An 18,202-nucleotide genomic window follows, 5' to 3' on the forward strand; every position below is an offset into this window, starting at 1 on the left:
GTGTAGACCCAAATGTCTTTTGGTTATATTATCAGTATTGTTTTATTGATTTTGTCTGTATTTTTTTGGCAAACAGATAAAACCTTAAGCTTTATCATTGCATATGGTGCTTATTTTGTCTATGTCGTCAGTTTTATGGCTCAAGAAAAAACAAAACTGATTACAACTGACTCATTTCGTTCTCATTCTGTTTTACACTATAAAATATTGATCTATTCAATGTGTTTTTTTCCATTAATTTACACGGTACTCAGTTCTGGACTCGATTGGTCTTTGATCATACTCGTCACTTTGGTTATGGTTGTTCCAATTAACTTGCTTTTTCGAATCACAAAAATAGGCAGAAACACATTTTTAGCTTGCCGCTATGGTCAACAAATTTGTATCAAAAATGGCTGTTTTTATGTGGGCACACATTCTTTTATGCAAAGTGAAATAACCATTAAAGCGCTTGGGCAAATCATTGACGGTTCAAGAGGTTCAAAAAAATCACTGATTGCTTATCAATTATTTGTTGAAAAAGAAAATTTTATTGTTTTTATTTTGCCAAATGACCCTAAGTTTATTCAGGCCTTAGCCAAATTTTGTCCAAGTCATTAAAGTTTCATCATGTTTTATGGTTTGGTTTGTACATAAGCAATTAACTCAAGAATTTTACTGGTTAATCGATGGTAACGTGAGCGCTCTTTAGCAGATAAATTATCAATTTTTTCTTCTTTAACCTCTTGCAACAAGCGCTGACAAGAAGACAGCATCAACTCCTTAGGCACTGCATCTTTATCAAGATCTAAATCCGCCAAATGATAAACAAAAGCTTCATAACGACGATCTTGCTCATGATCATTATGCTCACCTAAAAAAGACAAAATAGCCTCTTGTTGTCCATACGATTGTTTTTGTTCTGCTAAAAGCGCCAATGCTTTTTTGATTTGAGCAAGCTCTGTATAAATCAAATCGGTTTCTAAAGCACTTTTCACATCTGGGTTAAGTTCAGGTATTTTGGCTGGTTCTTTTAAAGCCAATAATCGAACAATAGAATGAATACCCTCTGATTTTTCTGACTCATGTAGCGTTTGTTTAAGCGCATCAGCCAATTTGGTTTGCACATCCAATACATTGCGATATTCTAAATCACGAGAATAAGTCAAATAGCGTAAACCATTAATATCAAATATATGGGGGGTGCCTTCTTCTTGAATCAACACTGTAGGCTTATCAAATGCTTGACGAATACCCAATTCAAACATCACATTTGGGTTTCGCGTACTTAAGTCACAAATAGCCATAGGTGCTTCAATAAGTTGCTCTAAAATTTTCAACTGAATTAAATTGCTTCCTTTTTCTTCATCCGCACGTTTTGGCTCAAAGCCTGCAAGCCCAATGGCAGGGATCATAATATCTTCATAAACTTGATGAAAATGCCCTTTAGGATGAGTGTCTACATCAGAAATAGGCATAATAGCAAAACAAATAGGTTTAACGTCTGCGGTCATATTTTTGACAGGTTTTTTTTGCTGATCTGACATTTGTCTGCCTCCTTACCCCTTCTATTCCAACACTTTAAAGATGGCGTATTTATTAAAGAGAAATATTATTATGCATAAACCATGTTGCAGTCAAATAACTTAGCCAGAAATAAGACCCAAACAAACTTACACTTAATTGAATACAATAATGTGCCGAACCCTCTTTTAGCCTTTATAATAAGAAATTCCTAAAAATAACTGAATAAAACAGGTGATGCTCTTGTATCCAAAAGACACTATTGCTGCTATTGCAACGGCTCCAGGAAAAGGAGGCGTTGGTGTGATCCGCATTTCTGGGCAAAATTTAACCGATTTTGCCAAAAACATCAGTGGTCAATCAGCTCCTCTTCCAAGAGTTGCCTTGTATACCGATTTTTTAGATCAAGACAAGCATCCAATAGACAATGGCTTACTCTTGTATTTTCCTAACCCGAATAGTTTTACTGGGGAGGATGTCATCGAGTTGCAAGGCCATGGAGGCCCAGTTGTATTGCATATGTTGTTAAAACGCTGTCAGGAACTTGGCGCACGTTTGGCTGAGCCAGGCGAATTCAGTAAACGAGCCTTTTTAAATGACAAAATGGATTTGGCCCAAGCCGAAAGTGTGGCCGATTTAATTGATGCATCCAGCCAAAGCGCCGCGCGCTTAGCTTTACGTTCTTTAAAAGGGGCTTTTTCAACTCAAATTCACGCTTTAGTGGAACAGCTTATTTCTTTAAGGGTTCTGGTAGAAGCCACTTTGGATTTTCCAGAAGAAGATATTGATTTTTTAGAAGCAGCAGATGCCAAAGGACAACTCACAACATTACAAACTGAGCTCGTTCAATTATTGGCGAATGCCCAGCAAGGCAGTATTTTAAGAGAAGGCATTCAAGTTGTTTTATTAGGTGCCCCAAATGTAGGGAAATCTTCATTATTAAATGCTTTGGCAGGAGACGATATCGCGATTGTCACAGATATTGCAGGAACAACCCGTGATGTGGTGAAAGAAAATATTACCCTTGATGGTGTTCCTTTACATATCATTGATACAGCAGGCTTAAGACAAAGCGACGATACCATTGAGCAGATAGGCATGCAACGCACTGAACATGCGGTTAATCAAGCAGATATCGTTCTGATTTTAGTCGACCCAGAAGAAGGCTTAAACAGCTATACACAAGAAGTACTGAATAATCTTCCAACTACCCTGAAAAAAATTGAAATCCACAATAAAATTGATTTACGTGCCCAAGAACCAGAATATATTGAACGGATCGATCAGCCTGACTTATTGAAAATTTCAGCCAAAACAGGACAAGGTTTAAACCTATTAAAAGACATATTGCTTAAAGAAGTGGGCTGGCAAGGGGAAGCGGAAGGTTTATTTTTGGCACGAGAACGCCATATTACAGCATTAAAAGAAGCTCAGGAGGAACTAAACTGGGCAGAAGGCTGTTACCAACAAATTGAACTTTTTGCAGAGCATTTACGCCGAACCCAAGAAGCCTTATCCCGTATCACAGGAGAATTTACGGCTGATGATTTATTGGGTTCTATTTTTTCGAGCTTTTGTATTGGGAAATAGAGCTAAAAACATTTAAAAATCATCAGAATATGGAAAACAGGTATCAATCAACTAACTAATTTTACTATTTAATAATGAATATTTTTCAAAAAGGTAAAACATGGGCGAATCTATCACCGTTTTTAATCGTAAAAATATAAACGATTTAAAAAAAGAAAAAGGCTGTGGTTTTTGGGTTGCCTCAGAAAAACGATTAAGAAATTCTGAGTTTATTGTTTGTATCTGTAACAATAAAGATAATAAAGAAGAACACGAAACAGCTTTTTTTATTGCCCCCATTTCACAAATAGAACGAGCACCTGAAATAGGCAAAGGAAGACTCTTAATTAAATTTTCACAATACCATGAGTTACGAATACCTAAAGCACGAACAATACTTGGTTTATTGGGTAGGCAAAACCCTATCGCTTACTTTGACACAAGTGAATTATTCAACCAATTGGGCTTAGATATAGAAAACCTCACTTGGCAAGAATGGGTAGACTAATAAAAAAAGCAGAGCATGTTTTCTCCGCTTTGTCTTTATAATTGTTAACTATTTTTAGCCAGTAAGGATGCTTTTGCCTCCTTTGCCTCTTTTTCTTCATCAAATGGGCCAAGGCGAACAGTATATTGAGAACCCTCTTTAACCAAGTGTAAACGCTCACCAATAGTCATGTCTGTCTTTTTCGCTAAACCCATTAAATAACTTTGAGCATCCGAAAAATGTTCAAACTGTTTTAAAGACACAAAAATATCTTCGTCTTCTTCTAGTTTAGGCTGTTGGCCCTGCTCATCAGGGAAAACTTGCGTCACTTTTACTTGAGCAACCCCATGATTAACAAAATCGAGCTCTTTTGCTGCGGCATAAGACAAGTCAATAATTCGTTTGCCATGAAAAGGTCCACGATCATTGATTTTCACCACAACCTCTTTGCCATTTTTCAAATTAGTGACTTTTACATAACTTGGAATAGGCAAAGTTCGATGAGCAGCAGTCATTTCATACATATCATAACGCTCACCTGATGAGGTTTTCCGTCCATGAAAACCTTTTCCATACCAAGAGGCGCCCCCAGTTTGCTCAAAGGCTTTAATATTACGTTTGGGGGTATATTGTACACCAGCAACCTGATAGCTTTTATTGGCGGTTGGATGAAGAGCGTCTTCACTCATATCGCCATTACTATTCAACTTTAACAACGCTTCTACTGGATCTTGAGCTGCTTGTACTGTTGCGATGCTCTCTAACTGATCTGTGGGTTCAGCAGAAACCACATTTAATAAAGAACTGCCAATGCCTATGATGGTCATCATGCTGACAAAAAATACATTCTTAACCAAACCTAACCTCCTAATGGGTTAATTGATTTTTCTTGTTTTTATAGTCAAACAATACCGCTTTTCACTTAACGGTTTATTTCGAGTAAGTACTCAAAATAAGGGATGTTCTGTTTTATTTCAAGCAAAATAACCTAAATTAGACTACTTTTACGTAAATTAACCTCCTCCTACAAAGTCAATTTGACGCCATGCTTCAAACAACATTACAGCAACCGTATTGGATAAATTCATGCTGCGGCTTTGTGGCAACATAGGAAGTCTTAACTTTTGTTCAGAGGGTAACGCATCCAATACATCCATTGGTAAACCACGTGTTTCTGGTCCAAACAAAAAAACATCCCCATCTTGAAAAGACACATCACTGTATCTTCTTTGCCCTTTAGTGGTTAACGCAAAAATCCGTTTACCTGCCAAAACGTTTAAACATGATTCAAAATCTTCATGCACCTGTACTTGAGTGAACTCATGATAATCTAATCCGGCCCTGCGCATTTTTGCTGAATCAAGAGGAAAACCCAAAGGCTTCACTAGATGTAACTGTGCACCGATATTGGCACACAACCGAATGATATTACCCGTATTAGGTGGTATTTCTGGCTGATATAAGATAACGTTAAACATTATTAAAAGCATCAATATGCAGCAAAAAGTAAGGATTAGTCAACATTTTTTATGATTTTCTTTGCTAACACCCAAGCAAAAATATGCTGAACGCCTTGTTTTTTTAGGCTTTTAGCCAATTCATTTAATGTCGCTCCTGTGGTAGCAACATCATCAATTAATAATATATTTTTACCTTTTATGGGTAATTTTCGAGAAAAAACAAAACTATTTTTAATATTTTCTTGTCTCTGTTTATACTTAAGTCCTACTTGAGGCATTTTTTTTACCCGAAAAATCATTGACTCTGGCAAAAGAGGCCGCTCAATAAAACGCGCAATGGTTTGTGCTAATAAATAACTTTGGTTAAAACCTCTTTTAAAAAAACGCTCTGAACTTAATGGCACAGCCAAAACAGCATCTATCTGGTTCAAATCAAACTTTGGCGGCTTCATAAGCATAAGCTGACTGAGCATGCCACAAAGTTGCATATTTTTTTGATACTTATAGGTATGTAAAATACCTCTTAGCAATTCTGTTAAATCATAACTGGCGTGAATGGCAGTAAAATATGGTCGCTTAGTTTGACATTGCCCACAAACCTGTGCATTTAATGATAAGTCAGCGCACACAGGGCAAATATGGACACTGCGTACAAAATTTTCTAAGCACAAATCACAGACATCCTGACTTGCGACTTCTTCATGACAAAGGGGACAAACCTTCCCAACCAATAAATCGAACCCTTGGCAAAAATAACGGTATAAAAACGACATAAAATTCTTACAAATTTGGCATAAAAATGAACAGTATAAAACTTTTTAACCTGTATTGGCTATTGAAGCCATTTCCTAAAGGGTATACGCCCAACGATGCTTTCATGGCATAATAAACCCTTCATCAATTTTTAGGATAAAAAGTGTCTGCATCTGTTTTATTGTTACATGGTTGGGCAACAAACCACCATATTTTTGACTACGTTCGAACAAAATTACCCAGTCAGTGTAATTTTATCACGCCAGATCTACCTGGACATGGTCAAACGGCATTAACAGATACCTTTGATCCAGAAACAATCGCCCAAACACTTGCTTATAAATTAAAAGAGCCTGTACATGTTATTGGTTGGTCTTTAGGCGGTTTAATTGGCCAGTATTTAGCGGCGTATTTTCCACATTTGGTGAAAAGTTTGTGTTTAACTGCATCAAACAGCCAATTTATTGCCTCAGAACATTATGAGTTTGGCGCAAAATTTGCCTCCTTACAAAAATTTGCTCAATTGTTTGAAAAAGACTATACCCGTCATATTACCCAATTTTTACAATTACAAATTTTAGCCGCTCCTGCACAAAAACCTATTGTTGCAGAGCTTTTGCCCAAACTGACCCAATATGGTGTCCCCGTGGGGATCAATAATGCTTTAGAAAGCTTAAAAAACAATAATAGCCAGCCTATATTGGCCAAGATTACCTGCCCTTCTTTACTTATTTATGGTCAAAAAGATGGTTTGGTTCCTGTTCAAGCAGGGTTACATTTAAACACACACATAACAAATAGCCGCCTACTGATTTTACCTCGTGCAGCTCATGCACCTTTTTTATCGCATCCAAATGAATTTGCTTTGGCTTTAACTGATTTTTGGCACAACTATGACTACTTCTGATTTTTATAGTATTCACGATTGGTTTATTTTTAGAGAAATCGCCGACAGAATGGATGATCGACTTCGCTTGCTCAAAACACCGCCTAAAACCATCATCATCATGGGCACAGATGGCGCACAAAGTGTACAAAAATTGGTGGCTCGTTACCCAAAAACTAAAATACTTGAAATTGATCCAGAACAATCACGACTAGATGCAAGTAAAACCATAGCAAAAACACAACAAAGCTTTTGGCAAAAATTAAGGCAGCCTTACCCCCAGCAAAGACAACAAACTTTCTTGCAAGAAGTACCAGAAAAACCTTTTGATATGCTTTGGAGCAATCTTAGCCTACAAAAAACAAAAGATCTGCCTTCGCTCTTCTCCCATTGGGCATCATTACTCAGGCCAGAAGGCATGTTATTTGCCTCAAGTTTGGGTTCAGAAACCCTGATACAAATCCGCACATTATTAAGTGCACACAATATTATCCTCACACCAGAGCCTTTTATCGATATGCATGATATGGGTGATCTATTGGCTCAGCATGGTTTTTCTGACCCCATTGTGGATATGGATAAAATCAGTTTAAGTTATGAACAAAACAAAACATTTTGGCAAGATATGCATTTATTGGGAATATGGCATCTGTTAGGTATTCAAATAGAAGATCAGCCCTTAGCTAAAAAAGTGATCAATGACGCTATTGAACAGCATACTTTATCAACCATTACTTTAGAAGTTATTTACGCTCATGCAGTTAAAAACAATGCACAGGATGGTGTGAGTATTGTGCATTTTCACCCCAAAAAACATCATTAAATACCGCTAATTCAAAGAACAACAGCAAAAATACTTTTTTCAGGTAAAATGAGCGCCTATTAAATTTCACTATTATTTTATTTAACTCAATGAAAGATATGGCAAATATGGTTAAGTATTTAACAGGATTGTTACTGAGCTTAAGCTTAGTTGCTTGTGGCACCCATTCTGAACAAGACACCTTTTCTAAGAATACACAAAAAATACTGAAAAGACAGCCTACTGTTGCTCTTGCCTTAGGCGGTGGTGCTGCAAAAGGTTTTGCGCATATTGGCGTCATTAAAGTTTTAGAAAAAGAGGGCATAAAAGTAAACATCATTACAGGCACCAGCGCTGGTTCAGTTGTTGGCAGCTTATACGCGTATGGACGCAATGCCAGTCAATTAGAAACTGAAGCCATGAATCTAGATCAATTTGATGTAGCAGACTTTTCCCTATCCTTTAAAGGCCTCATTAAAGGAGAAAAGCTGGCTTCTTACATCAATAACAAAGTGAATAATAAACCAATTGAATCTTTCCCTCGTAAGTTTGCTGCTGTAGCCACTGAACTGGACAATGGCAAAATGACCATATTTTCTAAAGGCAATACAGGTCAAGCGGTAAGGGCTTCAGCCAGTATTCCTAATATTTTTCAACCTACCGTTATTCGAGGAAAGTCTTATGTTGATGGTGGTTTGGTAGCACCTGTACCTGTTAGCGCCGCCAAACAACTAGGCGCAGATATCGTTATTGCCGTCGATATTTCGGCAAAACCGAAAAAAGGCGTTTCTCCAGGTTTCTTATCTATGTTAGATCAAAGTTTAAATATCATGAGTGTGGCGGCATTACAGCAAGAACTTTCAAAAGCAGATGTGGTGATTAGGCCCAATATCGAAAACCTAAGTTCAGCCAGCTTTAGCCAAAGAGAAGAAGCCATTTTGGCAGGAGAAGTGGCAGCAAGAAAAGCTGTACCTCAAATTAAAGCTTTATTGGCAAAATAATAAAAAATATCCCTAAGCGCGAATACAGTTTAGGGATATTTTGTATCAATAGTTAATTACATACATTATCTAAATAATAATTAAAACTCAAAATTTGCTGCCCTTGTTTATCCGCATAAATATAATTGAGTGGAATATTGTATTTTTTAGCAGTTTTAATCATAATGTCTTCACATAAAGCACGATTTTCCGCAACTTGTTGCTGAAACCCAGAGTCAATCATGTTTCGCACTTCTTCAATAAAAAAACCACCGTTACCCTGAGTAACATTAAGCAAAGTATATTTATATTCAATAATTGGGTTACGGGCATTTCCTTCTAACTCAAAACTGTCCCATTGCATGTCTTTACTCTGATACAACTGAGGTAGTTTAGTCTCTTTATTCAATTGTTCAGCATAAGCCAATAACTGAATAAATACTTCTGCTGGAACAGGTAGATTTTTTTGTGTCTCATCAGAAGCAGCCACAGGCTGTATTTCAGCGTTAAAAAACGTACTTTCCTTAGAAGCCAGAATCACTTCTGAAACTTCTGCCTTATTTTCTGCTTGCACAGTACAACCACTCAAAACAAAACAAGTCGAAAATAATAAAAAAAAAGCATTTCCCCAACCCTTCATACCTACATCCAAGCCTTAAATTATTGAAATATTGTTATGAGTGTACAATAAAAATGGGAATAAATGCACATACAATTTAAACAAAAAGATGATTTTTTTTCAATTTATTATTGTAATTTGTTTTACATATACCCATATAAATCAATAATATTTTACAAAAAAACTCAAATCAAATATTCGCACAACAACAAAAACACTTAATCAATTGTAATAATTAAAAATATTAGTGTGACTTCTTATATAAATAAAAGAGCTAGAAAAAACAAAAACACTGAAAATTCATACATTTAACCACTTAACATGCTCATTTAACACAAAGAAAGTGTTTCATTTACGACAATAAATTTTATAACATAGAGGTAGATTTAGAAATTCAGCAGTAATAACGCTTACTGTAAGAATAGGAAAATTTTGAACATATTCTGACTATTCAACAGCAATACAGTATTTATTTAGTTTAGTGTTTATGAACCCTATTTCTAATGAATAGTTTCAACTTTATAAATGGCGCACCCGACAGGGATCGAACCTGTGGCCTCCAGCTTCGGAAACTGACGCTCTTCCAACTGAGCTACGGGTGCATTAAAACTTGAGGAAATAAAGCTAGTCGCGAAGCTTAGCGTATATAATCCTCTTTTGTAAAGCAATAAAAGTAAACTTTTTTAGGATTAATTACTGAGTTTCTAATCATAATGATTGGAAAGAGCAACGCTTTTCAGTATAATTCAGCAAAAATTTATTTAATTTTACTACATTACTCGTTTTGCGAGGTCGGATGAATGAACAATATAAAAAATAAAATACAAGGGTCTACAACGGTAACTGTGATTGGCGCAATTGTTATTTTGGTCATTGCAGTAATCTTATTGGTGCGTTTGGCAACAACTGGCTATCATATTGACTCACCAAGTATGACACAAACAGCGGTTGATGCACGTTTAAAACCAACAGGATACTTAATGTTAGGTGATGGTGTCCCTGCAGGTCAAAGAACGGGTGAAATGGTGTTTAATAAAGTGTGTTTCCAATGCCATGCGCAAGACGCTAAAGGACAGCCAAAATCACCTAAAATGGGTAATGCTGCTGAATGGGCTCCTCGTATTGCCCAAGGTTATGAAATGTTAATCAGCCATGCGATTAATGGTTTTATGAATGACACTATGCCTGCTAGAGGAGGACGTTCTGATTTAACAGACGAAGAAGTGGCTCGTGCTATTGCTTATATGGCAAATGCCTCAGGCGCAAACTTTACACCTCCTCCAGTAGAAGCGGATGACGAAAATGCGGAAGCTTCTGGAGAAGCAGAAGCGGCTTCTGCTGAATAAATAAACCATTTAAGGTAACAAAGAGCCAAACGCATTTTTGTATGCGTTTGGCTCTTGTTAATTTTCGGAAAAAAGGATTTATGCAAGAGTATTATGTCGGACTGATGTCTGGCACCAGCTTAGACGCTGTTGATGCTGTTTTGATACAATTTAATCAATCTGTATGGCAAGGCGCGCTTGGTCATACCAGTATTCCTTTTTCACAAGAACTCAAACAAGACATACTGGCTTTACAATATACACAAACAGATGAACTACACAAAGCGGCTGTTCTGGCCAATAAACTCAGCCATATTTATGCTCAAGTGGTTAACAATCTTTTAAAACAATATGGTATTGAGCATACACAAATTAAAGCCATTGGTTGCCATGGCCAAACCATACGCCATAATCCAATGTCTGGCTACACGATTCAGTTAGTCAATTTAGCATTATTAGCTGAATTAACAGCCATTGATGTCATAGGCGATTTTCGAACACGGGATATTGCCGCAGGCGGGCAAGGTGCGCCGTTGGTGCCAGCTTTTCATCAAAGCTTATTTGCCCACCCAACCGAAAACAGGGCTATTTTAAACATTGGGGGCATTGCTAATATTACCATTTTACCGACCAATAATCAGGTATTTGGCTTTGACACAGGGCCTGGCAATATGCTTATGGATGCATGGGTTAAAGAGAATTGGCAAAAAGATTATGATGAGTCGGGTTTATTGGCACAGCAAGGCTCTATTATGCCAGAGCTATTAAATCAATTGCTGTCTCATGCTTATTTTTCATCCGCCTTACCTAAAAGTACGGGCAGAGATTTATTTAACTTGCCTTGGCTAAAATCTTATTTAACAGGACAAGAAAACCCCTTTGATGTTCAAGCAACACTTTTGGCTTTAACCTGCCAGAGTATTGTGCTGGCAATACAACAATATGCCCCACAAACCAAACACATCTTTATTTGTGGGGGGGGCGCACAAAACAAAGCATTAATGCAACACTTACAAAAACAATTACCCGAGATAGGCTTTGGTTTATCAGATGAGCTTGGCCTCAATAGTCAATGGGTTGAAGCAGCAGCCTTTGCTTGGTTGGCGCAAAGATTTACCCAACGTTTACCGGGAAATATACCAATGGTAACAGGCGCCTTAGATTTTAAAATACTGGGCGCTCTATACCCTGCTTAAATAAAGCTCTATAATTAACAAATTAGATAATATTTTAAAAAAAATGGGTATTTTAAAAAAAATTTTTAAACCAAAAGCAGTAGAAAAAAAGAAAACCACCCCCAATCGGTTGGAGATGTTACTTGCCGATGCTGTATGGTTGCTTGCTGTTCTGGCTTTAATCTATATTGCTTTATGCTTGGCAAGCTTTTCTATTTTAGATCCTGCATGGTCACGTAGTACAACATCGACAAGCATATCCAATCTTGGGGGTGTTTTTGGTGCCTATTTTTCGGATATTTTGTATTATATTTTTGGCCTTTCTTGCTGGTGGATTATGTTCGCCTTACTGGTTTGTCTGATTAAAACCTACCGATCATTATCAACCCCAATAGATAAGGCAACTTATAGTTTTGGCTACTGTACATTAGGAGCAGTTTTACTGCTGATCAGTAGCCCAACCGTTGAGCGGCTTTTATGGCAAGAAGAACTTGCCTCTTTGCCTATGGGTGCTGGCGGTGGATTAGGTTCGGTTTTACTGACAATGCTTGGGCAAACAATAGGCACAACGGGTACAATTTTATTCAGTATGGTCTTAGCCTTAATTGGTTTTTCTTTGATTGTACAAATTTCATGGTTGGATCTGGTTGAAAAAATTGGGGCTAAATTAGAAGCGCCTTTTGAAAAAAAACAATCTACTGTTGCCACTACTGAGCAAAAATCCAGTGTGTCTTCATTTATTAAAACCAAAATCATCCAAAAAACTTTTCCTACCCCAACAGAAGACAAACCTGAACCTACCCACAAGAAAACAACAAAAGGGAAAAAAAGTAAATTAGAAATTAATTCAGCTCAGCCTTCATTATTTGAAGAAGATAATCCACCTGTTGTGACAAACTCGAGTAAACCAAAAATCTCTTCCTCTTCAGGCTTACCAAACACAGATCTGCTGCAAGTGAATACTCAGGGGGAAGTCATTACTGACCCAGAAAAACTGCAAACAACTGCTAAGCTCATTACAGATAAACTGGCTGAATTTGGTGTAGGTGTGCAAGTAGTCGGCGCAACAGCAGGGCCTGTGATTACCCGATATGAAATAGAGCCAAATCAAGGCGTTAAAGGGACGCAAATTGTCAATTTGGGCAAAGATTTAGCCCGTGCACTGTCATTACAAACGATTCGGATTGTCGAAACCATTGCAGGGAAAAGCAGTATGGGCTTAGAGCTGCCAAATGAACAAAGACAAACTGTGTATTTAAGTGACTTATTTAAAGCCAAAGTCTTCCAAAATAGTCATTCTTGCTTAACTTTAGCGCTTGGTAAAGATATTGCTGGCAGCCCTCTAGTTGCAGACTTAGCAAAAATGCCTCACTTATTGGTTGCGGGCACAACAGGCTCAGGAAAATCAGTAGCCATCAATACCATGATCATCTCTATTTTATATAAGGCAACACCAGATGATGTTCGTTTGATTATGGTCGACCCAAAAATGTTGGAACTGTCTATTTATCAAGACATTCCCCATTTACTTACCCCTGTTGTCACAGACATGAAACTTGCGGCCAACGCCTTAAACTGGTGTGTCAGAGAAATGGATAAACGTTACCGTTTATTATCGCATGTTGGGGTACGCAACTTAAGCAGTTTTAACGAAAAAATCAAAGAAGCTCAAAAGGCTGGTTTACCGATCACCAACCCTTTTAGCCTAAATGCAGAAGAACCTGAACCTTTAGCGACGTTACCACAAATTGTCATTATTGTGGATGAGTTTGCCGATTTAATGATGGTGGAAGGCAAAAAAGTAGAACAACTGATTGCACGTTTGGCTCAAAAAGCAAGGGCTGCAGGCATACACTTGATTTTAGCCACGCAAAGACCATCTGTTGATGTGATTACTGGTTTAATTAAAGCCAATATCCCGACCCGCATTTCATTTCAGGTATCCAGCAAAATCGACAGCCGTACTATTTTAGATCAAATGGGGGCAGAGAGCCTGTTAGGTTCAGGAGATATGCTATTCTTACCTCCTGGCACAGGTACACCAACACGTATTCATGGCGCGTTTGTATCAGATGAGGATGTACATAATGTGGTCTCTTATCTTAAAGCTCAAGGCACACCGCACTATATTGATGATATAACCGAACAAGTTGATGAAACCTCAACCAATACGGCCACAAGCCAAAATGAGCGTGGTGAAGATGAATTATTTGATGAAGCAGTTGCTTTTATTTTAGAGTCGCGCAAAACCTCTATTTCCTCATTACAAAGACATTTGCGTATTGGTTATAATCGAGCAGCCAATTTAATGGAATCCCTAGAAAAAGCAGGAGTGGTATCGGCTCCTGAACTAGGGGGTAGTCGCAAAATTCTTGCACAAAAAACACGAGAATAATCATGTTTCAAACCGAAGTATATCAACCATCGTACCCACCCCAACACAAAATAGGTGTGTTGCTACTGAATTTAGGCAGCCCTGAACAGGCAACCGCTCAGGCAGTTAAACCTTATTTAAAACAGTTCTTATCTGATAAACGCGTGATAGAGTTACCGTCTTTATTATGGCAACCTATTTTAAGAGGGCCTATTTTGACCTTTCGCCCCAAAGAAAGTGCTCAAAAATATCAACGAGTCTGGCTTAAAGAGGGCTCTCCCTTAACGGTATACACGCAAAAACAAAGTACATTATTACAAACACAATTTGATCCTGAAAAAGTAATCGTTGATTTTGCCATGAGTTATGGTATGCCATCAGTTGAGCATGTGATGCAAAAAATGAAAGCTCAAGGTGTCACGCAATTACTGGTATTCCCTCTTTATCCTCAATATGCCGGTTCCAGTACAGCCGCAGCGCTTGATGGGGTTTTTAGGGTTTTGATGAAACAACGCAATATGTTGCCCGTTCGAACCGTGACACGTTTTTACGATCATCCTTTATACATTCAGACCATTGCCAATAATATTCGTGCCTTTTGGCAACAACATGGCAAAGGCGACCGTTTAATGATGAGTTTTCACGGCGTCCCTTTACAAACAATCGAAAAAGGTGACCCCTACTTTGACGAGTGCCATTACAGCGCCCGTTTAATTGCACAGGCTTTAAATTTAACAGAAGAAGACTATATTGTCAGTTTCCAAAGTCGCTTTGGTAAAGCCAAATGGGTGGAACCAAGTACCCAAAATTTACTGGTAGAATTACCTAAAAAAGGCATCACAAAACTTGATGTTATTTGCCCAGGTTTTGTATCCGACTGCTTGGAAACACTAGAAGAAATTGCGATTGATGGAAAAGAGCTGTTCACTCATGCAGGTGGCACACAATATCACTACATCCCTTGCCCTAACGAGCAACCCGAATGGGTTGAGGTATTAAAAACAATCACCCTAAAAGAGCTTCAAGGTTGGCTTGAGCAATAACACTTCATAAAAAATAGGCTTTATTCAAAAATAAAGCCTATTTTATTCGAATCAAAAAGCCTTTTTAATGAGCAGCATGTGAAGAAGCACTGCTGTCTGCGGCACCATCCTTAGTTGGTTTCACCAGCCACACCAACACGATCATCCCTAAAAATAAAACCGCCGAACCATAAAAAATATCATTAGCTGCTAAAGTAAAAGCCTGCTGATCAATCAACCGATTAATATAAGCTAAGGCTTGATCTGTGGTCATCCCCAATGCTTTTAATTGCTCAATAGTGGCACCACTAACAGGATCGCCCTGAACAATATGTTCTGTTAATTGGGCATGGTGTAACTTTGCTCTGTCTTCCCACAGTGTTGTGGATAATGAAGTACCCATTGCCCCTGCGGTAATACGAACAAAGTTCATTAAGCCAGAAGCGGAAGGAATTTTCTCTGGCGGCAAACCTGCCATCCCCATTGTGATCAATGGAACAAAGAAAAATGCCATCGCAACCCCTTGTATCAAGGCAGGAACCATAATGGTGGTTAGGTCTGCATCAGTATTAAAGTGAGAGCGCATCCAAAACACCAAGACAAAGACAATAAAAGAAATGGTCGCAAACCAACGCACATCAAAGCGGCTGATGTTTTTACCCACAAAAGGCATCATCACAATAGACAATAGCCCAACTGGCGCCAACGCCCAACCAGCATTGGTTGCTGTATAGCCCATATATTGTTGTAACCATAAAGGTAATAACACCACATTACCAAAAAATAGGCCATACCCTACAGAAATCAAAATAGTGCCACAGGAAAAATTAATGCCCTTAAATAATTTGATATCAATAACAGGATGCTCCTCAGCCCATTCCCAAATCACAAACACAACAAACCCAACTAAAGCGATTAAGCCAAGGACAATGACTTCGGTGGAAGCAAACCAATCGTTCTCTTTTCCCGTATCCAACATAATTTGTAAGGCACTGACCCAAATAACCAATAAGGCCAGACCGATTGAATCAATAGGCAATTTTTTCGTGGGCGTTTCTCTGTCTTTGTAAATCAGCCAAGTAATGAGGGCGGCAGCCAAACCAAATGGGATATTAATATAAAAAATCCACGACCATGATACGTGATCTGTAATCCAACCACCCAATAGTGGTCCAGCAATTGGTGCAACAGAGGTTGTCATGGACCAAATGGCCATAGCAGAGCCTGCCTTTGCTTTTGGATAACTAGACAGCAATAAAGACTGAGATAAAGGGATCATGGGGCCAGCAACAAACCCTTGCATCACCCGAAAACCAATTAAAGCTTCCAAAGAATGGGCAAAACCACATAACCATGAAGCCAACACAAAAAGTAAAATACTGGCCACAAATAAACGCACGGCACCAATACGAACCGTCAAAAAGCCTGTTAACGGCACAGAAATGGCATTGGCTACAGCAAAACTGGTAATTACCCATGTTCCCTGATTAGGGCTTACCCCTAAATCACCAGCAATAGCAGGTAAAGAAACATTGGCAATAGAAGAATCCAATACATTCATGAATGTCGCTAAAGACAATGCCAATGTACCCAAAGCCAACTGTTTGCCTGATAAGGGTTCAAGTGCCATAGGCTTTTTTGCTTCTGATCCAGCCCCATTAGTTGAATCAGAAGAGGAAATTACCTGTGCCATTATTACTGACCTTTTTCGCTAACAATTTGCGACATGGTTTTTGCTTCAGCCGCTTCAGTGTTTTTTTCTGCAATAGGTTTACCTAAATTGGTCTGGATAATGTCATTTGCTAAAGCTTCACTTTCAGACTCTAATTTATTTAAATTAAATGCTTGGGTTTTTGTTGCCGAAGTTTTATTAACCTGATCAGATAACATTTTGCCACTTTTATCTTTAATATCTACAGTAACCGTCATAGATAAACCCACTTGTAGCGGGTGCTCTTTTAGCTCTTTTGGGTCTAAAGAAATGCGTACAGGCACACGTTGAACCACTTTAATCCAGTTCCCTGTTGCATTTTGTGCAGGCAATAAAGAAAAAGCAGAACCTGTTCCAGCACTCACACCTTCTAAAGTGCCATGGTAAACCACTTTTTTACCATACACATCGGCCACTAAAGTGGCTTTTTGTCCAATACGCATATCCCGTAATTGGACTTCTTTAAAGTTAGCATCTACCCATACTTGATTAAGTGGAATCACGCTCATCAACGGTGTACCTGCGCTGATTCTTTGCCCAACCTGAACACTGCGTCTGGCGACATAACCATCTACTGGGGCAGGAATACTCATTCTTTGTAAGGTAATATAGGCTTCTTTTAGCTTTGCTTTTGCATTTAGTACATTAGGGTGGTTTTGCACATCAACACCATCAGTTAAAGACTGGTTTGACTTTAATTGCTCTTTAGCAGCATTGACAGCAGCTAAGGCTGAACTTTCCGCACTTTTAGCCGAGGACAATTGCACTTGAGCATGAATCAGCTCTTCTTGCGATAAAGCATCCCCTAAACCTTGGCGTCTTTTTAAGTCACCTTGTGCTTTAGCAACATCTACTTTTGCTTTTGCCAAACTGGCTTCACTTAATGCAATATTCGCTTGTAAAGAACGATTATTGGTATACAAAGAGCGCACTTGTCTGACTGTTTGAGCCAAATCTGCCTGAGCTTGCTCTAAAACCATTTTGGCATCGGTCTGATCCAATAAAACGATGACTTGAGACTCTTTGACAAAATCTGTGTCGCGCACATCAACAGATAATACCGTGCCATTGACTTGTGAAGTTACTTGCACAATATCACTTTGCACATAAGCATTATCTGTTTCTTCGTAATGAGCAAAAAATAGATAATGCACAATCAAATAAAGGACAAATAATAAAACAACAATGATGGCAACAATAGCCAATAATTTTTTACGCTTTTTCTTTGCCTGAATGGTTTTGCTGTCTTGTGTGTTTTGGTTTTCTACAGGTTTATCGTGACTATTTTGGTTCTCTTCAGACATTATTCTTTTCCTTGCGTCTTGCTTAATACAATACTCTTGTGGTCAAAAAGATGTAATGTACTCCTTTTCTCCTTAATTAGAAACTATCTGTGTATTTGTTTTTTATAAATAAATTCAAAATTTTTACCTTGACTTCCCGATAAAAATCATAGCAAACCACAAGAGACATACTTGAACATATGTATTATTCACGTAAAGTGAAAGTGGATGAAGAAACCCCATATAATTTGCG

General features: G+C 38.1%; 17 protein-coding genes and 1 tRNA gene. 10 read left to right on the forward strand and 8 right to left on the reverse strand.

Annotation, left to right across the window (positions count from 1 at the left end):
* Window positions 1-12: 12 nt before the first annotated feature.
* Window positions 13-600, forward strand: coding sequence for a hypothetical protein (locus AADH04_RS07325; protein ID WP_434779584.1), 588 nt, complete (start codon window positions 13-15; stop codon window positions 598-600).
* A gap of 14 nt (window positions 601-614) precedes the next feature.
* On the opposite strand, the gene AADH04_RS07330 is transcribed toward AADH04_RS07325, so the two are convergent.
* Window positions 615-1,526, reverse strand: coding sequence for a hypothetical protein (locus AADH04_RS07330; protein WP_434779585.1), 912 nt, complete (start codon window positions 1,524-1,526; stop codon window positions 615-617).
* 214 nt (window positions 1,527-1,740) lie between these two features.
* Between AADH04_RS07330 and mnmE the strand changes: the two genes are divergently transcribed.
* Together mnmE and AADH04_RS07340 are read left to right on the forward strand one after the other, a co-directional pair.
* Window positions 1,741-3,093: a tRNA uridine-5-carboxymethylaminomethyl(34) synthesis GTPase MnmE gene (mnmE, locus tag AADH04_RS07335; protein WP_434779815.1), complete on the forward strand. Its 1,353-nt coding sequence runs from the start codon at window positions 1,741-1,743 to the stop codon at window positions 3,091-3,093.
* 100 nt (window positions 3,094-3,193) lie between these two features.
* On the forward strand, window positions 3,194-3,580 hold the full coding sequence (locus tag AADH04_RS07340; protein ID WP_434779586.1) for a hypothetical protein: 387 nt from the start codon (window positions 3,194-3,196) through the stop codon (window positions 3,578-3,580).
* Between the two features lie 44 nt (window positions 3,581-3,624).
* Here the strand turns inward: AADH04_RS07340 and AADH04_RS07345 are convergent, their stop codons facing one another.
* From AADH04_RS07345 to AADH04_RS07355, 3 genes are all read right to left on the reverse strand, one after another.
* On the reverse strand, window positions 3,625-4,416 hold the full coding sequence (locus AADH04_RS07345) for a septal ring lytic transglycosylase RlpA family protein (RefSeq protein ID WP_434779587.1): 792 nt from the start codon (window positions 4,414-4,416) through the stop codon (window positions 3,625-3,627).
* A 156-nt stretch (window positions 4,417-4,572) separates the two neighbouring features.
* Window positions 4,573-5,037: a tRNA (uridine(34)/cytosine(34)/5-carboxymethylaminomethyluridine(34)-2'-O)-methyltransferase TrmL gene (trmL, locus tag AADH04_RS07350; RefSeq protein WP_434779588.1), complete on the reverse strand. Its 465-nt coding sequence runs from the start codon at window positions 5,035-5,037 to the stop codon at window positions 4,573-4,575.
* 35 nt (window positions 5,038-5,072) lie between these two features.
* Window positions 5,073-5,792, reverse strand: coding sequence for a ComF family protein (locus AADH04_RS07355; RefSeq protein WP_434779589.1), 720 nt, complete (start codon window positions 5,790-5,792; stop codon window positions 5,073-5,075).
* Window positions 5,793-5,935: 143 nt separating this feature from the next.
* Between AADH04_RS07355 and bioH the strand changes: the two genes are divergently transcribed.
* The 3 genes from bioH to AADH04_RS07370 all read left to right on the forward strand — a co-directional run bounded on the left by bioH (window position 5,936) and on the right by AADH04_RS07370 (window position 8,461).
* Window positions 5,936-6,679, forward strand: coding sequence for a pimeloyl-ACP methyl ester esterase BioH (gene bioH / locus AADH04_RS07360; protein ID WP_434779590.1), 744 nt, complete (start codon window positions 5,936-5,938; stop codon window positions 6,677-6,679).
* Complete coding sequence (locus AADH04_RS07365; RefSeq protein ID WP_434779591.1) at window positions 6,666-7,481, forward strand: class I SAM-dependent methyltransferase; 816 nt, start codon at window positions 6,666-6,668, stop codon at window positions 7,479-7,481. The genes bioH and AADH04_RS07365 overlap by 14 nt, the downstream gene beginning before the upstream one ends.
* Before the next feature lie 98 nt (window positions 7,482-7,579).
* Window positions 7,580-8,461: a patatin-like phospholipase family protein gene (locus AADH04_RS07370; RefSeq protein ID WP_434779592.1), complete on the forward strand. Its 882-nt coding sequence runs from the start codon at window positions 7,580-7,582 to the stop codon at window positions 8,459-8,461.
* A gap of 52 nt (window positions 8,462-8,513) precedes the next feature.
* Here the strand turns inward: AADH04_RS07370 and AADH04_RS07375 are convergent, their stop codons facing one another.
* Both AADH04_RS07375 and AADH04_RS07380 read right to left on the reverse strand, forming a co-directional pair.
* A complete protein-coding gene (locus AADH04_RS07375) occupies window positions 8,514-9,080 on the reverse strand; it encodes a hypothetical protein (RefSeq protein ID WP_434779593.1) in 567 nt (188 codons plus the stop codon).
* Between the two features lie 505 nt (window positions 9,081-9,585).
* A tRNA-Arg gene (locus tag AADH04_RS07380) sits at window positions 9,586-9,661 on the reverse strand.
* Between the two features lie 198 nt (window positions 9,662-9,859).
* On the opposite strand from AADH04_RS07380, the gene AADH04_RS07385 reads away from it, so the two are divergent.
* From AADH04_RS07385 to hemH, 4 genes are all read left to right on the forward strand, one after another.
* The gene (locus AADH04_RS07385) at window positions 9,860-10,405 is read left to right on the forward strand and encodes a c-type cytochrome (RefSeq protein ID WP_434779594.1); all 546 of its coding nucleotides are present in this window, start codon (window positions 9,860-9,862) and stop codon (window positions 10,403-10,405) included.
* An 80-nt stretch (window positions 10,406-10,485) separates the two neighbouring features.
* A complete protein-coding gene (locus tag AADH04_RS07390) occupies window positions 10,486-11,580 on the forward strand; it encodes an anhydro-N-acetylmuramic acid kinase (protein ID WP_434779595.1) in 1,095 nt (364 codons plus the stop codon).
* Between the two features lie 43 nt (window positions 11,581-11,623).
* On the forward strand, window positions 11,624-13,954 hold the full coding sequence (locus AADH04_RS07395; protein ID WP_434779596.1) for a DNA translocase FtsK: 2,331 nt from the start codon (window positions 11,624-11,626) through the stop codon (window positions 13,952-13,954).
* Between the two features lie 2 nt (window positions 13,955-13,956).
* Window positions 13,957-14,976, forward strand: a complete 1,020-nt coding sequence (hemH, locus tag AADH04_RS07400; RefSeq protein ID WP_434779597.1) for a ferrochelatase — start codon at window positions 13,957-13,959, stop codon at window positions 14,974-14,976.
* A gap of 64 nt (window positions 14,977-15,040) precedes the next feature.
* Here hemH and AADH04_RS07405 read toward each other — a convergent pair whose 3' ends face one another.
* Both AADH04_RS07405 and AADH04_RS07410 read right to left on the reverse strand, forming a co-directional pair.
* The gene (locus tag AADH04_RS07405; protein ID WP_434779598.1) at window positions 15,041-16,648 is read right to left on the reverse strand and encodes a DHA2 family efflux MFS transporter permease subunit; all 1,608 of its coding nucleotides are present in this window, start codon (window positions 16,646-16,648) and stop codon (window positions 15,041-15,043) included.
* 2 nt (window positions 16,649-16,650) lie between these two features.
* Entirely contained in the window at window positions 16,651-17,970 is a 1,320-nt protein-coding gene (locus AADH04_RS07410; protein WP_434779599.1) for an HlyD family efflux transporter periplasmic adaptor subunit, read from the reverse strand.
* Between the last annotated feature and the right edge of the window lie 232 nt (window positions 17,971-18,202).

It is taken from the genome of Neisseria sp. Ec49-e6-T10 (assembly GCF_051132615.1).
GTDB lineage: Bacteria > Pseudomonadota > Gammaproteobacteria > Burkholderiales > Neisseriaceae.

Bases quoted from the DNA above. Each gene is read 5' to 3' on its own strand.
- AADH04_RS07325 (WP_434779584.1), top strand. From the start codon at position 13: ATGTCTTTTGGTTATATTATCAGTATTGTTTTATTGATTTTGTCTGTA.
- AADH04_RS07330 (WP_434779585.1), bottom strand. From the start codon at position 1,526: ATGTCAGATCAGCAAAAAAAACCTGTCAAAAATATGACCGCAGACGTT.
- mnmE (WP_434779815.1), top strand. From the start codon at position 1,741: ATGCTCTTGTATCCAAAAGACACTATTGCTGCTATTGCAACGGCTCCA.
- AADH04_RS07340 (WP_434779586.1), top strand. From the start codon at position 3,194: ATGGGCGAATCTATCACCGTTTTTAATCGTAAAAATATAAACGATTTA.
- trmL (WP_434779588.1), bottom strand. From the start codon at position 5,037: ATGTTTAACGTTATCTTATATCAGCCAGAAATACCACCTAATACGGGT.
- AADH04_RS07355 (WP_434779589.1), bottom strand. From the start codon at position 5,792: ATGTCGTTTTTATACCGTTATTTTTGCCAAGGGTTCGATTTATTGGTT.
- AADH04_RS07365 (WP_434779591.1), top strand. From the start codon at position 6,666: ATGACTACTTCTGATTTTTATAGTATTCACGATTGGTTTATTTTTAGA.
- AADH04_RS07370 (WP_434779592.1), top strand. From the start codon at position 7,580: ATGGCAAATATGGTTAAGTATTTAACAGGATTGTTACTGAGCTTAAGC.
- AADH04_RS07375 (WP_434779593.1), bottom strand. From the start codon at position 9,080: ATGAAGGGTTGGGGAAATGCTTTTTTTTTATTATTTTCGACTTGTTTT.
- AADH04_RS07385 (WP_434779594.1), top strand. From the start codon at position 9,860: ATGAACAATATAAAAAATAAAATACAAGGGTCTACAACGGTAACTGTG.
- AADH04_RS07390 (WP_434779595.1), top strand. From the start codon at position 10,486: ATGCAAGAGTATTATGTCGGACTGATGTCTGGCACCAGCTTAGACGCT.
- AADH04_RS07395 (WP_434779596.1), top strand. From the start codon at position 11,624: ATGGGTATTTTAAAAAAAATTTTTAAACCAAAAGCAGTAGAAAAAAAG.
- hemH (WP_434779597.1), top strand. From the start codon at position 13,957: ATGTTTCAAACCGAAGTATATCAACCATCGTACCCACCCCAACACAAA.
- AADH04_RS07405 (WP_434779598.1), bottom strand. From the start codon at position 16,648: ATGGCACAGGTAATTTCCTCTTCTGATTCAACTAATGGGGCTGGATCA.
- AADH04_RS07410 (WP_434779599.1), bottom strand. From the start codon at position 17,970: ATGTCTGAAGAGAACCAAAATAGTCACGATAAACCTGTAGAAAACCAA.